11 protein-coding genes are annotated in these 15,211 nt (G+C 65.8%); 6 read left to right on the forward strand and 5 right to left on the reverse strand.

Annotated features, from left to right (window positions below):
* Window positions 1–73 precede the first annotated feature (73 nt).
* The 4 genes from HG800_RS24740 (at window position 74) to HG800_RS24755 (ending at window position 6,004) form a co-directional block, all read left to right on the forward strand.
* Window positions 74–1,057, forward strand: coding sequence for an SGNH/GDSL hydrolase family protein (locus HG800_RS24740; RefSeq protein WP_169980658.1), 984 nt, complete (start codon window positions 74–76; stop codon window positions 1,055–1,057).
* On the forward strand, window positions 1,054–4,485 hold the full coding sequence (locus HG800_RS24745) for a PVC-type heme-binding CxxCH protein (protein ID WP_169980660.1): 3,432 nt from the start codon (window positions 1,054–1,056) through the stop codon (window positions 4,483–4,485). Before HG800_RS24740 ends, HG800_RS24745 begins: the two co-directional genes overlap by 4 nt.
* Window positions 4,486–4,675: 190 nt before the next feature.
* Window positions 4,676–5,578, forward strand: coding sequence for a glycosyltransferase family 2 protein (locus tag HG800_RS24750; RefSeq protein ID WP_169980662.1), 903 nt, complete (start codon window positions 4,676–4,678; stop codon window positions 5,576–5,578).
* A gap of 3 nt (window positions 5,579–5,581) precedes the next feature.
* Complete coding sequence (locus HG800_RS24755; RefSeq protein WP_169980664.1) at window positions 5,582–6,004, forward strand: lipid-A-disaccharide synthase N-terminal domain-containing protein; 423 nt, start codon at window positions 5,582–5,584, stop codon at window positions 6,002–6,004.
* A 119-nt stretch (window positions 6,005–6,123) separates the two neighbouring features.
* Here HG800_RS24755 and msrB read toward each other — a convergent pair whose 3' ends face one another.
* The 5 genes from msrB to HG800_RS24780 all read right to left on the reverse strand — a co-directional run bounded on the left by msrB (window position 6,124) and on the right by HG800_RS24780 (window position 12,335).
* The gene (gene msrB, locus HG800_RS24760) at window positions 6,124–6,798 is read right to left on the reverse strand and encodes a peptide-methionine (R)-S-oxide reductase MsrB (protein ID WP_235963944.1); all 675 of its coding nucleotides are present in this window, start codon (window positions 6,796–6,798) and stop codon (window positions 6,124–6,126) included.
* 195 nt (window positions 6,799–6,993) lie between these two features.
* Window positions 6,994–8,151, reverse strand: a complete 1,158-nt coding sequence (locus HG800_RS24765; RefSeq protein WP_169980666.1) for a WD40 repeat domain-containing protein — start codon at window positions 8,149–8,151, stop codon at window positions 6,994–6,996.
* A 144-nt stretch (window positions 8,152–8,295) separates the two neighbouring features.
* On the reverse strand, window positions 8,296–8,622 hold the full coding sequence (locus tag HG800_RS24770; RefSeq protein ID WP_169980668.1) for a hypothetical protein: 327 nt from the start codon (window positions 8,620–8,622) through the stop codon (window positions 8,296–8,298).
* 303 nt (window positions 8,623–8,925) lie between these two features.
* Window positions 8,926–11,667, reverse strand: coding sequence for a serine/threonine-protein kinase (locus HG800_RS24775; protein ID WP_169980670.1), 2,742 nt, complete (start codon window positions 11,665–11,667; stop codon window positions 8,926–8,928).
* 71 nt (window positions 11,668–11,738) lie between these two features.
* A complete protein-coding gene (locus HG800_RS24780; protein WP_169980672.1) occupies window positions 11,739–12,335 on the reverse strand; it encodes an ECF-type sigma factor in 597 nt (198 codons plus the stop codon).
* 261 nt (window positions 12,336–12,596) lie between these two features.
* Between HG800_RS24780 and asnS the strand changes: the two genes are divergently transcribed.
* Together asnS and HG800_RS24790 are read left to right on the forward strand one after the other, a co-directional pair.
* Window positions 12,597–14,012, forward strand: a complete 1,416-nt coding sequence (gene asnS, locus HG800_RS24785; protein WP_169980701.1) for an asparagine--tRNA ligase — start codon at window positions 12,597–12,599, stop codon at window positions 14,010–14,012.
* A 57-nt stretch (window positions 14,013–14,069) separates the two neighbouring features.
* A complete protein-coding gene (locus HG800_RS24790; RefSeq protein WP_169980674.1) occupies window positions 14,070–15,077 on the forward strand; it encodes a Gfo/Idh/MocA family protein in 1,008 nt (335 codons plus the stop codon).
* Window positions 15,078–15,211: the final 134 nt, after the last annotated feature.

The raw sequence follows: 15,211 nt of genomic DNA on the forward strand, positions 1-15,211 counted from the left end.
TCCCGCAACGGACCGGACCCAATCCAATCCCCGCCCGCGCCTTCCTGAAAACAAGACGATGGGGTCGATTCCGATGAGACACCTGGCGATTGCCCTCGGCCTGCTCGTGGCCGCGGCCTTCGCGGCGCCCTCGATTCGGGCCAATGCTCCCGACGACCAGGCGCCGCCGCTTGAACTGCAGGATGGAGACCGTGTCGTTCTGCTCGGCGACGCCCTGATCGAACGCATGCAGCAGTTCGGCAACCTCGAAACGCTGCTCACGCTGGCCGTTCCCGAGAAGACGATCCGCTTCCGCAACCTCGGCTGGAGCGGCGACACCGTCTTCGGCGAGGCTCGGGCCGGCTTCGGCACCCCGGAAGACGGTTTCAAGACGCTCGTCGAACAGGTCAAAGCTACCGAACCGACCGTGTTGATCGTCGGCTACGGCGCGAATGAATCGTGGGACGGCGAGGCGGGACTCCCGCGCTTCCGTCAGGGATACAACCGCCTGCTCGACGCCCTCGAAGCCAACGGGCCTCGCGCTATCGTCTTGATGTCTCCCATCGCCCGACGCCTGAGCACCGCTGCCTCAGGTGAAGACGAGGCCAACCTGGCCCACTATACCGAGGCGATCGAGCAGATCGCCCGCGAGCGCGGGCATCGCTTCGTCAATGTGCTCGCCCTCACCAAACCATTGGCCGACGACACCGCCTCCGACTCGCCCGACTGGTACGCCCCCCAGGGCCTCCACCTCTCCGAACAGGGAGACGCGCTGCTCGCCCGACTCGTGCTTCGCGCGTTGTTCGGCCTGAAAGCTCCCCAGTCCGACCCCGAGCAGTTTGAGATCCTCCGGCGCGCGATCTTCGACAAGAACCAGCTTTACTTCCACCGCTACCGCCCCCAGAACGAGACGTACCTGTTCGGCTTCCGCAAGCACGAGCAGGGGAACAACGCCGCCGAAGTCGAACGCTTCGAGGGCCTCGTGGCCGCGGCCGAAGCGGAGATTTCCATGCTGAAAATGCCCGAGCAGCCCGTCTTCGAACTCGACCGCTTCGATGAGGAGGTTTACGACCGATGAGCCGATTCTTGCTGCGTGGTCTTGGCCTCCTCCTGCTGATTTCTCCCGCCGCCATCGCCCAGCGCGACCTGACCGACCCGCCCGATCCCGACCCGAAGGCCGAGCTGGCCTCCTTCGAGGTGCTCAACGGCTTCGAGGTCAACCTCTGGGCCGCCGAGCCGGATGTCTTCAAACCGATCCAGATGAACTGGGATACCGAAGGCCGCCTCTGGGTCGCCTGCTCCTCCGTCTATCCACAGATCGCACCCGGCCAGGAAGCGAATGATCAGATCATCGTTCTGGAAGACACCGATGGAGACGGCACGGCCGATTCGTCGACCGTCTTTGCGGATGGCTTGCTCATCCCGACCGGCATCCTGCCTGGCGACGGCGGTTGCTACGTGGCCAACAGCACCGAAATCCTGCACCTGAGCGACACGAACGGCGACGGCAAGGCCGACACGCAACGCGTGGTCCTCTCGGGCTTCGGCACCGAGGACACCCACCACATGATCCACACGTTCCGGTGGGGGTTTGACGGCCTGTTCTATTTCAATCAATCGGTTTATATTCATAGCCATGTGGAAACACCCTTCGGTCCCCGACGTCTTGGAGGTGGGGGCATCTGGCAGTACCGCCCCGAGAATGGACGTCTGGAGGTCTTCGCCAGGGGGTTCGTCAACCCGTGGGGACACCATTACGACCGCTTCGGCCAGAACTTCGCCACCGACGGTGCCGGGTTTGAAGGGGTGGCCCATGTGGTTCCCGGAGCAAGTTATACCGCGATCAGCAATCCTGAACGGTTCCTGCACGGCCTGAACCCGGGTAGCCCGAAATACTGCGGAGCGGTGATCGCCAGCGGCCGACACTTGCCGGAGGAACTGGTCGGCAACCTCGTGACGAACGACTTCCGCGCCAACCGGGTGGTTCGCTTCGCGCTGGAAGCGGACGGCTCCAGCTACGTCTCCCGAGAACAAGCCCCGTTGATCCGGTCGTCTCACGTTGGCTTTCGACCGATTGACGTCTTGATGGGTCCTGATGGCGCGATCTATGTGGCCGACTGGTACAATCCGATCATCCAGCACGGTGAGGTTGATTTCCGAGACCCTCGCCGCGACCAAGAGCGCGGCCGCATCTGGCGGATCACCGCCAAAGGCCGCCCCCTCGTGGATCGGCCGAAGCTGGCCGACGCCCCGGTTCCGACCCTGCTCGACACGCTGACTGCGCCCGAAGGCTGGACCCGCGAGGCCACTCGCCAAGTGCTCAAGGAACGCGGCCCTGAGGCCGTCTTGCCGGCGCTCACGCAGTGGGCGGCAGCCCTCGACCCGACGGATGGCGAGGCCCAGCTCGAAGCCCTCTGGCTTCATCAATCGCTCGACCAGGCCGAGCCCGCCTTGCTCTCGTCGATGCTTGACGCGGACGATCCGAATCTTCGCGCCGCCGCCGTGCGGGTGGCCGGAGCCTGGCACGATCGCCTCTCCGACCCGGTCGCGACCCTCGCTCCGCTCGTCGTCGATGAGCACCCTCGCGTTCGCCTCGAAGCGATCCGAGCGCTGGCCGTCGTACCCGATCCGAACGCGGCCGAGGTCGCCCTGCGAGCATTGACCTTGCCCGTCGATCCAACCCTCGATTACGCGCTGTACCTGACCGCCGTCGAGACGGCCCCGCTTTGGCTTCCCTCGGTGACCGAGGGTGAGTCCGACCTTGGCGGTGCCGAGCCGCTGGCCTTTGCCCTGCTTGCGGTTGGATCGTCGGAGGTGATGGACCCGTTGATGCGCCTTGTTCGATCGGGCGAGCTGCCCGAGCGGTTCGAGCCCGATGCGCTGGCGCTGATTGGCCGCCTCGGCCAGCCCGACGACCTGCGGCGCGTGTTGGATGCGTCGCTCGATCCGACTGCCCCCAACGATCGGCGTGCCCGGTTGCTCGACGCCCTGGCCGGGGCGGCTCGGGAACGATCGGTCCGGCCGTCGGGGGCGCTCGATGCGGTTGCTGAGCTCCTCGGGAATGCCGATTCTCCCGCTCCCGTTCGCGCCGCTGCCGCCCGAGCCGCCGGGGCCTGGGGACTCGATCCCCGCGCGTTCGGTCTACTGGATCTGGCCTCCGAGGCTGATGCGCCGGTCGAGGCCCGCCGATCGGCCTTGCTCGCGCTTGCCGAGTCGGGCAACGACGAGGCTCGTCGCCTCGTCGCCGAGCTGGCCGCCTCGGCCACTCCTTCGGCCGTCCGGACCGGAGCGATTGATGCGCTTGCGTCCTTCGATCTGAACGCCGCGGCCGCGCAGGCCGTGGCCAGCCTGAAGGAGGCCGAGGCCAATCCCTCCGCGATCGTCGCCGCCCTGGCCAATCGGCGAGGAGGCCCCGAGGCGCTCGTCGCCGCCCTCGACGGCGCACGCCTGCCACCCGATACCGCCAAGCTCGCCGCACGAGCGGCTCGATCGGTCCGTCGAGATGATTCCTCACTTGCCGATGCCTTGAATCGTTCCGGCGGCCTCGATGCCGACCCGAAACCGGCCACTCCCGAAGACGTGGCCTCGCTGGTTGCCGACCTGCGCATGCAGGGCGACCCCCAACGGGGCGAACGCATCTATCGACGCGAGGAGATGCAGTGCATCAAGTGCCACGCCATCGCCGGGGCAGGGGGCAAGGTGGGGCCAGGCCTGGAGAGCATCGGCGCGAGTGCGCCGGATGATTACCTGGTTGAGTCCCTGTTGCTTCCGAACTCCGCCATCAAGGAAGGCTATCACGCGATCGTCGTCGCCACCGACGACGGCCGCATCCTCAACGGGATCCCGATCCGAGAGACGGCCGATCAACTGGTCCTCCGCGATGCCGAAGGGGCCGAGATTGCCATTCCGGTCTCGTCGATCGAGGAGCGAGCCCTCGGGGGATCGCTCATGCCGACTGGGCTGGTTGACCCGCTGACCCGCGCCGAGCTGCTCGACCTGACCGCCTTCATCTCGGCAATGGGAGAACCCGGTCCCTTTGCGATCGGCACCGAGGTGGTCGCCCGGTCGTGGGACGTGGTCGTTCCCGACGGACCAAGCGGCGAGGCGATCCGCCGGATCGGACTGGAAGAGGCGGTGGCCAACGACGACCCGCGGTTCTCCTGGCAATCCGTCACCTCGCTCGTCTCCGGCAGCCTGCCGATCGACGAATTGCCGAGCCTGACCCCTTACCACCAGGCCCCGCCCTTGACGATCGCCCGCCTCTGGTTCGATACCTCGGCGGAAGGCCCGGTCCGGCTTCGCCTGGATTCGGCCGAAGGGCTGCTGGTCTGGCTCGACGGCTCTCCGCTCGATCCGAGCGAGGTCATGGAGCCGACCGTTTCGGCCGGGCGTCACTGGCTGACCGTGGTGATCGACCGTTCCGAACGATCGGAGCAAGGGCTCCGGGTCGCGTTCGAAGATGTTCCCGGCTCCTCCGCTCGTGCCCAGCCGGTTACGAGGGAGTGACCCCAGACCTCCCAGACCTCCTAAATTTCCATGCGTGGCCCCCGCGGTTGAGGTGATTCACATCTGGTCTGGACGCGTCCGGGAATTCGTGCCATAACGCCGGACCAGACCGGGCCAGGAGGGCCCGTTTCGGGGTCCGGGCGGCGCGTCCGCCCCTGGTCTTGACCCACCTGGCAGGGAGGCCCGTCCCATGTCGCCGATCCGGCCCGACCCGTCGCACCGCCCCGGGGGTTCCACGCACCTGCCGACCGTCTCGGCCGGCGCTGCGGGGCCGGGGCCTTCGGGAACGATCAGCCTCTCGATCGTCGTCCCGGCCCGGAATGAGGCCGAGGCCCTCCCGACCTTGCTTAACGAGATTGCCCAGGCCTTCCGGCCGCTCGTCGAGCGATCGCCCGACGACGGCCACCGGCTCGAGGGGTTCGAGGTCGTTCTGGTCGACGACGCCTCGACCGACGAAACGCCCGAAGTTCTGACCCAGCTTTCCGTTCGGTATCCGGAGCTGCGGTCGATCCGGATGGCCTGGAATGTCGGCCAGTCGGCGGCCATCGTCGCCGGCTTCCGCGAGGCAAGGGGGGCCTACGTGGCCACGCTCGACGCCGACCTCCAGAATGATCCAGGGGACCTGGCGCGGTTCTGGGATCTGTTGCCCGGATTCGATGCCGTGCTCGGCTGGCGTCGCAAGCGGGAAGATGTCTGGACGAAGCGCCAGATCAGCCGATGGGCCAATCGGGTCCGGAACGCGGTGCTCGGCCAGTCAATTCGCGATACCGGCTGCTCGGTCCGGATTTTTCCCCGAGCCGTCGCCCTCCGTCTGCCGATGTTTCAGGGGTCGCACCGATTTTTCGGCCCGCTCTTGCTTCGAGAGGGGTGCGCGATCCGGCAAGAACCGGTCGGGCACCGTCCGAGGCCGCATGGCCAGTCGCATTATTCCTTGCGCAATCGGTCGATTCGCGTGATTGTCGACCTGTTCGGAGTGGCCTGGCTGATGCGTCGGCCGGTGCGGTTTGAGGTGGCCTCGACGTCGACGGTGTCGTCGCAGCCCTCGCAGCACGCTGCCCCGTCACAGGCGAACCTGGCCAGGCAGGAGGCTTGAGGCATGTCGTGGTTCGGGGGCTACAGCTCGACCGAGGCAATCTGGCTCGGGGTTGGCTTCGCCGGCCAGCTTGCCTTTACCTCGCGGTTTCTGGTGCAGTGGGTCGCCTCCGAGCGCCGGAGAGACTCGGTCGTGCCGATCGCCTTCTGGTGGTTTAGCCTCGCCGGAGGCCTGACCCTGCTCTCTTACGCCATTCACAAGAGAGATCCGGTGATTGTCGTCGGCCAGGCCGTGGGCGTCTTGATCTACACCCGGAACCTGTTCTTGATTTCGCAGGCCCGACGCGATCGGGGTCGCGATTCCTCCTCAGCACTTGCGACCGAGGCGAACCGCTCGGCCGATCTTCGCCCGCATCCGGCCGATCCCCCTCCTGTTCCCAACGCAACTCGGATCGAGTCCTCGGTTTCGGTGGATCGAGCCGCCTGAATAGAGGCTGGACGGCGCACGAAGATCACAATTACCGAGCGAGATTGGCCAAGATGGGCAATCTCGCTCGGCTCTGTTCCAGCTCCGGAAGAGTGCCGGAGAGATTTTGTGTGTGGACCTCAGGATCTCGGTCTCGGAGCGTTCGAGCTCGGCGCGGGCTCTGATTCCCGACTCGGTTCGTCGGTCGATTCGGCGGAGGGGTCGGGCTGCGGCTCTGATTCGAGGACGGCCTTGGCAGCGGCTTCGGCTTCGGCCTGGGCACGATCCTGGAACTTGAGCGAGGCGGAGTTCATGCAGAACCGCAGGCCGGTCGGCCTGGGGCCGTCCTTGAAGACGTGGCCGAGGTGAGCATCACAGACCCGGCACAACACCTCGGTGCGGATCATGAAGTTGCTGCGGTCGGTCTCGGTCTTGACCACGGCCTTGCTGACCGGAGCAAAGAAGCTCGGCCAGCCGGTGCCGGAGTCGAACTTGGTTTTCGAGTCGAAGAGGACCGTGTTGCAGCAGACGCATCGGTAGTAGCCGTCGCCGTGATGGTTCCAGTAGCGGTTCGAGAAGGCCGGCTCGGTGCCCTTGCGTCGGGTGACGTAAAATTCCTGATCGGTCAGAATCTGTCGCCACTCGGCATCGGTTTTCATGACCCTGGTTCCTTTGGTCGGAGTCGTCTTGGATTTCGGGGCGGATTGGCCTGGGGCCTGAGAACCCTTCGGCTCGTCCCCTCCAGCCTGGACGGCCGCCAGCGCGGCAATCGCCAGCACGGCGGCCCCGACAGCCAGGAATCGCGTCGTCATCATGATCCTCCGTTGCGGGATGAGACAGTTTTCTCGGGGTGATCTCCCCTCTCTTGTATTCTAATGACCCCGCAACGGCCAATCGACCGAAACTCGCAAGTCTCCTTCTCCCTCGCAGACTCAACGCCCCGGATCGGGTATCCAAAATGAGCCAGAGCCGGATCGCCGCGGCTGATCTGGACCCGCTCGTTCGGCAACTCAATCCGCAGGGTGTCCCGCTCGAGGTCCCAGGGGATCTGGTTTTCTCCCAGACTGCTCGCGGCGGAAGGCCTTCGACTCTTCGCCTCCCGATCCACCGGCAACGAGATCGACGCGGCAAACCTCCACGGTGCTTAATCCTCCCAGGGCGAGGCGACTCCCGTCATTCGAGATGGCCATGGCACAGAAGCTGCGCCCAGGGAAATCAGACCGGTGCTCGACGCGGAGCGTCTCGGCATCAAGCTGCCAGAGCTCCTCCTGATCGACCCGAGCCAGGAGCGATCGGCCATCGGGCGTGGGGACCATGACCTCGAACGGGCAACGCTCCGTCCGCACGCCCCCGTCGGGGCCGAGGTCCCACCTCTGGACGGACCACTCGTAAAGGCTCGCCCAGTTGAGTGCCATGCTATCGGCCGAGAAGACCAAGGGCTTGAGGCAGCCAGGCTTGCAAAAGGTTGAGGCCACGAGAACGCCTGTCTCCGCGTCCCAGAGATTCACCACGCCGTCGGCCCCAGCCGAGGCGAGCCATCGGCTGTCGGGCGAGAAGGCCAGGGCAGTGACCGCGCCCCGGTGGTCGTCGAGGTCCAGCAGCGGCCTGCCGGTCTCCGTCTCCCAGAGGGTGAGACGGCCCTTCGATTGGGCCGAGGCGAGCCATCGGCCGTCGGGCGAGAAGGCCAGGGCCTGGACGGAGGTGCCACTCCCCTCGAAACGACCAAAGTCCCGGCCGGTCCGCCAGTCCTTGAACCGGATCGAGCCGTCGAGGCATCCCAGGGCGACCGTGTCGCCCTGCGGGTCGAAGGCGAAGCACCGGATGTTCAGATCGTCGCCTCCCATAATGGCCCTGAGGCCTCCGCCCTCGGCTTTCCAGAACGTCAGGCAGCCTGTTGCTCCTAGCGTGGCCACCTGCGAGTCGTCCGGCGTGAAGGCGATGGTGGAGATTGGCTGTTTGCACCGGCCGATAACCCGGGCGCCCTGGCCCGCTTCCCCCGGCCAGTCGAAGGCCTCCCCGAACCCGATCACAGCCGCGACGACGCCCACCACGGTCAGGCACCATCCCGGGGTCAGGATGCTCACATGGGCGCAGTGGCCCGCCCGAGATGGGCCGTGCGGGTCGAATCCGCCGCGACCTTCCGCTCGATCGATCTTCTGGAGAAACATCAATGTTCACCCTTTCACTCATTGCAAAAAAATCACACTCGCACACTCACGGAAGAGTCGGTGTCAATTCTCGAGGGCGTACGCATGGACCTCGGGATGAGCCCGCGTCCTCGACCGGCGGGTCCCGGCCCAGCGCATCTCAGGTCACTCGTGGGACGCAGTGGCCTTTGGGTACCGTGCCGTGTCGTACGCGGTGAGGACCGTGCCACGATCGCGGTGGATCGTGAACGTCTCGCGGTAGAGCTCTCGGCCACTCCGCGTCATGGTTAGCTCGTGTTCGCCCGGGGGGAGTTTGCAGACGATCGGGCTGAGATCGTGCGGCTGCGAGACCACGAACACCCGGCCCCCGACGCTCACCTCAACCGCCGATTCCGTCACATGGACGATCGCCGTGCCATGCGGAGGGCCGATAAGCTCAACAATCCATCCCAGACACGACACACCGAGAACGCATGCAACAACACTTCTCATAAAAATGATTCTCAACGAAACAGGCATCACATCATCCTCTTTTCACACGGTTAGCCCGACGCGCAGGCCTTGACGACTGCGGCGAGGACGATCGGCCGGTGCTGTTCCTGGGTGTCGCCCGGCGCACTGCGCCCCCCAACCCGCAAGGCCTCCGCGACACAACGCGGAGCCCTCCGACCAGAAGTGCTTCAAGCCTCTACCGCACGAATCTCGCGGCGACGGAGATTCACAGCGTGATTTGCCGGTTCACTCGGGCTTCGACACAACTTCGGACACATGGCTCGCCCTCTCGAATTCCGGTGCTTACGATTCCTCCACCAAGGACTCAGCCTGGGTGCGGAAGAATTTCACGATGTCTGACCAGGTGTCGCGTTTCGTCTCCGGGTCTCGTGCGTGCTCAAGACATTCGGCGGCCCGAGCCAGGTCGCCGAGACGGGCGTGGGTCTCGGCCAGAGCGAACCAGTGGAGGTCTTTGCCACCCTCCCAGTCCGGCTGCTGCTCCGAGGTCCGAAATGCTTGCAGTGCCTCATCGAGCCGGCCGGTGCGGCAGAGGAACGCGCCTTTCACGGACCAGCTGTACCAACCCTCGTTAATTTCGACAGCCTCCTCAATCGACTGATCGGCCAGTGCCGAGTCGAAGGCGACCGGGATGGTGGTCAGGATCAGCGTCAATTTCTCAAGCGTGATCGCGCGTCGCGAACGTTGGTAGGGGTCGAGGTCGATCGGGGTCGCCAGGATCTCGCGGAGCCATCGCTCGCAGAAGTCCCGGATCGCGGCTGAGTTCCCGATCTGCTGGTACAGGTGCAGCTGATGACCGAGCGCGCTCGAGGTCTGAATGTGGGTCGCTCCGAAGGTCTGCCGATGCCCCTCCGCGACCTCATGGTACAGCCGGGTCGCCTCCTCCGTCCGTCCCATTTGTCGCATGAGACTGCTGAGGTGCTTCAGGCTTTGCAGCGTGCTGGGGTGCATCGGGCCGAGTGTAAGCCGTCGGCCCTCCGCCGCCTGACGCAACGCACGCTCGGCGCCCTGGAAATCGCCCCGAGCGTAATAGGCCAGCCCGAGCTCATTGAGCGTGTCGAGCGTGTCGGTATGTAGTGGGCCGAGTCGACGGACCTGCCCGGCACGTGCCGAATTGAGCAGTGCCAGGGGTTCGACCGTCCGGGGAGTCCCCAAACTTCTGATCAGATGATGCGGGAGAGTCTTCGACGGGTACCGGCTTGCCTTGGCGACCAATTCTCGGGTCAACTCGCCCCTGATCACATAGGCCAGCGCGGTCATTGAGGCCAGTGACTGGGGATGCTCCGGACCGAGAACGCGGAGGCGGGCCTCCAGCACCCGGCGTGCGATCGGCTCGGCGTCGTCGTACTTCTCAGAGCCGATGGCCACCGGGCAGAGGGCGTAGACCAGAAGTGCCTCGGCCGAAAGCGTCTCGGGATGGTCGGGGCCCAGAAAGCTCGTTCGCAACGCGGCGACGCGGCGAAGATGACCGGCGGCCTCGTCATAACGGCCGAGATCGGAATAGGCCCGCCCCAGGGCCTCTCGCGCCGCCGCCTCGACCAGCGGCTGGTGACCGAACCGGGCGGGGATCGCCTCCTCACCGGCTGCGAGCAGGTCGTGGATGGTGGGAGTCCGGCCCTGGGTCTTCGCGGGGGCCGCGGCGCCGAAGACGTCGTTGACGAGATAATCGATCACGAGCCGCGATTCCTCCAGCGCCGCCGTCGCCTGGCGCTCGGCCCGCAACGCCCGAGCCGCCTGCCAGGTGCTGGCGGCCGTGCCCAGCAGCAGGGCCAGCATCACCAGTGCGGCGGTCGTCAGCGCGGCCCGATTTCGCCGGGCGAACTTGCCGAAGCGGTAGACTGCTGACGGCGGGCAGGCCGCGACGGCCTCGCCGTCGAGGTGGCGCCTCACGTCGGCCGCGAACGCCCCGGCCGACTCGTAACGCCACCGGCGGTCCTTCTCCAGCGCCTTCAACGTGATCCAGTCCAGCTCTCCGCGCACGAGTCCCCCCAGCCGCCGCAGGTCGCTGCCGCGATCGACCCCGACCGCCGTCTGGATCTTGCTCATCGTGCTGATCCGCGAGCTGGGCGTCGTCGGCTCGTGCTCGCGGATGAGCCGACGGATCTCGTCCGGCCCCGCCGATCGGAGGCTCTCACGGTCGAACGGCGTCGAGCCGGTCAGCAACTCGTAGAGCAGCACGCCGAGGCTGTAGACGTCGCTCCGGGTATCGACGTCGAGGCCGCTCAGCTCGGCCTGCTCGGGGCTCATGTAGAGCGGCGTGCCGAGCAGCTGCCCGAAGCTGGTGAACATCGTCTTGTCGGTGAGGCGCTGGTCGGTGGCCTTGGCGATGCCGAAGTCGATGACCTTGGGCACCGGCACACCGTCGTGCAACGTGACCAGGATGTTCGAGGGCTTCAGGTCGCGATGGATGACCCCCTTCTGGTGGGCGTGCTGGACGGCGCGGCAGACCAGAACGAACAGCTCCAGCCGATCGGGGATCGACAGCCGCGCCCGGTCGCAATAGTCGGTGATCGGAATCCCCTTGACCAGCTCCATGACGAAGTAGGGGCGGCCATCGGCGGTGGTGCTTGCGTCGAGAACGTGGGCGATGTTGGGGTGATCCATCAGGGCGAGGGCCTGACGCTCGACCTCGAAGCGGGCGATGATCTGCTTCGAGTCCATGCCTGGCTTGACCACTTTCAGGGCGACCCGGCGCCGGACCGGCTTGGTCTGCTCGGCCAAGTAGACGGTGCCCATGCCCCCCTCGCCGATGCCTTCGAGCAGCGTGTAGGGGCCAATGACCGTGCCGGGGCCGTCGAGCGGCGGCGAGGTTGGGAAGGTCGCGGCGAGCGTCGTGTCCAACCCGTTGGCAGGGGATTCGAGGAAGCTCCCAGCCTCGGGATGAGCGGCGAGCAGCCGATCGACGCGGCGGCGCAACTCCGTGTCCAGGCCGCAGACGGAGTCGAGGTAGACGGCACGGTCCTCGGGTGACTCACGCTCCAGAGCGGCGAAGAAAATCTCGTCGATGTTCAGCGTATGCGAGATCATCGAGGGCCTCCCTCGCCTTGCGGTTGCGATGGCGCTCTATCTCATCATGCGAAGAACAGGGCCGGCGCGCCTCATGAGCCGGACGATTTTTTCGGCGATTCGGGGTGGGCCAGGTCGTTCTTCAGCTCGCTGTAAAGCCAGGCCTTGGCGTAAGCCCATTGGCGCACGGCGGTTGCGCGGGAAACACCCAGGGCCTCGGCGGCCTCGTCGAGTGAGAGTCCGGCGAAGTAGCGGAGCTTGACCAGGGCGGCCTTGGGCGGGTCTTCGGCCTCGAAGCGAGAGAGGGCCTCGTCGAGGGCGAGCAGGTCGTCGATGGGGGACGGTGTGGTCACGTCGGCCTTGTCCAGGTCGACCCGAGCGAGGGCTCCGCCATGCTTCTCGGATTGCTTCCGGCGGACATTCTCGATCAGGATGCGGCGCATGGCCTCGGCCGCCGCGGCGAAGAAGTGGGCCCGGCTGTCCCAGCACGCGGAGTCCTCGTCGCCGACCAGGCGGAGGTAGGCCTCGTGCACGAGGGCCGTCGCCTGGAGCGTCTGACCGGGTTTCTCCTGAGTCAGTTTTCGGGCCGCCAGTTTGCGCAGCTCGTCGTAGACCAGTGGCAAGAGCCGCCCAGCCGCTTGCGGATCGCCATGCTCGATGTCTGAGAGGATGCGCGTGACGTCACTCATGGACGTTCGCTCGCAGACTGTATGGGGGGGAGAGGTCCGCCGCCGCGGACCGGGCCTTGTCCGGATCGCTTGGGGTCGGCAGTCATCCAGCTTAGTCATGATCCAGCCAGGGTCATAGAGGGTCGGCGGCGCAGGCAGAGCCCGCCGATGGACAGTCGGGCGTCTCGGGACAATAATGGCGCCTTCAATCCCCGACCCGAGCCCCCTCGACGCCCCGAGGGGACGACGACCGCTCTGGACGCCGACCCGACGCGACCCATCATGCGCACCTCCTCGACTGCGATTCGAAGCCTGCTGGCCGGTGATGTGCCGACCGGCTCGCATGTGACCCTTGCCGGCTGGATTCGGACCCGGCGCGACTCGAAAGCGGGCTTGTCGTTCCTTCAGGTGCACGACGGCTCAAGCTTCGACCCGGTGCAGGTCGTGGCCGAGGCCACCTTGCCCAACTATGCCGACGAAATCGCCCACCTGACCACCGGATGCGCCGTGGTGGTCGAAGGGACGCTCGTCCCTTCGCAAGGGAAGGGGCAGACGGTCGAGGTGAAGGCCGATCGGGTCGAGGTGGTCGGTACGGTGGACGACCCGGACACCTACCCGGTCTCGGCCAAGCGGCACACGTTCGAGTTCCTCCGCACGGTCGCCCACCTGAGACCGAGGACGAACACGTTCGGCGCGATTGCCCGGGTCCGGCACACGCTGTCGATGGCTGTGCATCGTTATTTTCATGAGCACGGGTTTTTCTGGATCCATACGCCGATCATCACGGCCAGCGACGCCGAAGGGGCCGGGGCGATGTTCCGCGTCTCGACGCTGGATCTGGCCAATTTGCCCCGAGCCGAAGGAGGGGGGATCGACTTTGGCGAGGACTTCTTCGGTAAGCCGAGCTTTTTGACCGTCTCGGGGCAGCTTAATGTCGAGGCGTATTGCCTGGCCTTGAGCAAGGTCTACACGTTCGGCCCGACCTTCCGCGCCGAGAACTCGAACACGACGAGGCACCTGGCCGAGTTCTGGATGATCGAGCCGGAGATCGCCTTCGCTGACCTGGCCGCCAATGCCGACCTGGCCGAGGACTTCCTCAAGTCGATCTTCCGGACCCTGCTCGACGAGCGGGCCGACGACATGCGCTTCTTTGCGGAACGGATCGACAAGGATTGCATCAATCGGGTCGAGGCGTTCATCAACTCCAGTTTTGAGCGCATGGATTACACCGATGCAATCACCGCGCTGGAAGCGGCCATTGCCAAGGGGAAGAAATTCGAGTTTCCGGTCCGTTGGGGGATTGACCTCCAGTCGGAGCACGAGCGCTACCTGACCGAAGATCTGGTCGGCCGCCCGGTGGTGGTAATGAATTATCCGAAAGACATCAAAGCCTTCTACATGCGATTGAACGATGACGACCGTACCGTGGCCGCGATGGACGTGCTCGCACCGGGAATCGGCGAGATCATCGGCGGCAGCCAGCGCGAGGAGCGGCTGGAGGTGCTCGATGCCCGGCTGGCCGAGCATCATCTCGACCCCGCCGCTTATTCCTGGTATCGCGACCTTCGGCGATACGGCACTGTCCCGCATGCAGGGTTTGGCCTCGGCTTCGAGCGGACCATTCAGTACGTGACGGGCATGGCCAACATCCGGGATGTCATCCCCTTCCCCCGGACACCCGGGAACGCCGACTTCTGAAACCAACGACAACCGCACACACTTCGATTTTCTGACCTCTCCGGAGCCTGCTCGCCGATGTCCACGACCCCCGATCGTCCCGCCCGGCCGCTTCGCTGGGGCATTCTCGGTTGTGCCCGGATCACCCGCCAGGGGCTGGTGCCGGGCATCAACGCCTCGCAGTTCGGCACCGTGCAGGCGCTCGGCAGTCGGAATGAGGGGCTGGCACGATCCTGGGCCGAGGAGTTCGGGATTCCGGCCTCGTACGGATCGTATCAAGGTGTGCTCGATGACCCGAACGTCGATGCCGTGTACATCCCCCTGCCCAACGAGCTGCACCTGCCCTGGGTCTTGCTCGCGGCCGAGGCCGGCAAGCACGTCCTCTGCGAGAAGCCGATGGCCGTCAACGCGGACGAGGCCGCGCAGATGGTCGAGCATTGCCGATCGCACAAGGTCATGCTCATGGAAGCCTTCATGTGGCGACACCAGCCCCGCACAAAGGCCCTGCTCGACCTGGTCCGCAAGGGAGAGCTTGGCACCCTACGGTTCGTCCGGTCGTCGTTCTCGTTCTCGATCGACCCGGCCGACTGGCGGACCGATCCGACGAGGGGAGGGGGGGCGCTCTGGGATGTCGGCTGCTACGGAGTGAGCACCTGTCGGCTGTATGCTGGGGCCGAACCGGTCGCCATCCAGTCGGTCAAGCGGATCGGTCCGTCGGGCGTCGATCTCAGCCTGGCCGCGCAGCTGGTTTTCCCGAACGGAGTGATCGGCCTGGTCGATTGCAGCTTCGAGGCCCCGTTCCGTTGCGAATATGAACTGGTGGGCACGAAGGGATCGATCAAGGTTCCCGAGGCCTATCTCCCCCCCGCGCACCCGATCGCCTTGCGGTTCGATTCCGGCTCGAACATTCACGGCACTGCGCCCGAAACCCTCACCTTCGAGGGGACGGATCAATACGCCTGCATGGTCGATTCGTTCGCCCGGTCGGTCGAGGCCGGAATGCTCCAAGGTCCTTCGGAGGACGGATTGCTCCAGATGCAAACGCTTGACCGCATTCAGTCGGCCGCAATGCTCGTCACCGGCTGAGGCGATTCCTGGGTGTTTGCGGCGGTACGACCTGACTGAGGCCCCCCTCCCTCGGCCTCCGGCCACCCTCTCCCCCCGACGGCGGGGGAGAGGGTTGAGCGTGGCCTTGCGATGATGGGCGAGGCAGAGGCCGG

This window comes from Tautonia rosea, from assembly GCF_012958305.1.
GTDB lineage: Bacteria > Planctomycetota > Planctomycetia > Isosphaerales > Isosphaeraceae > Tautonia > Tautonia rosea.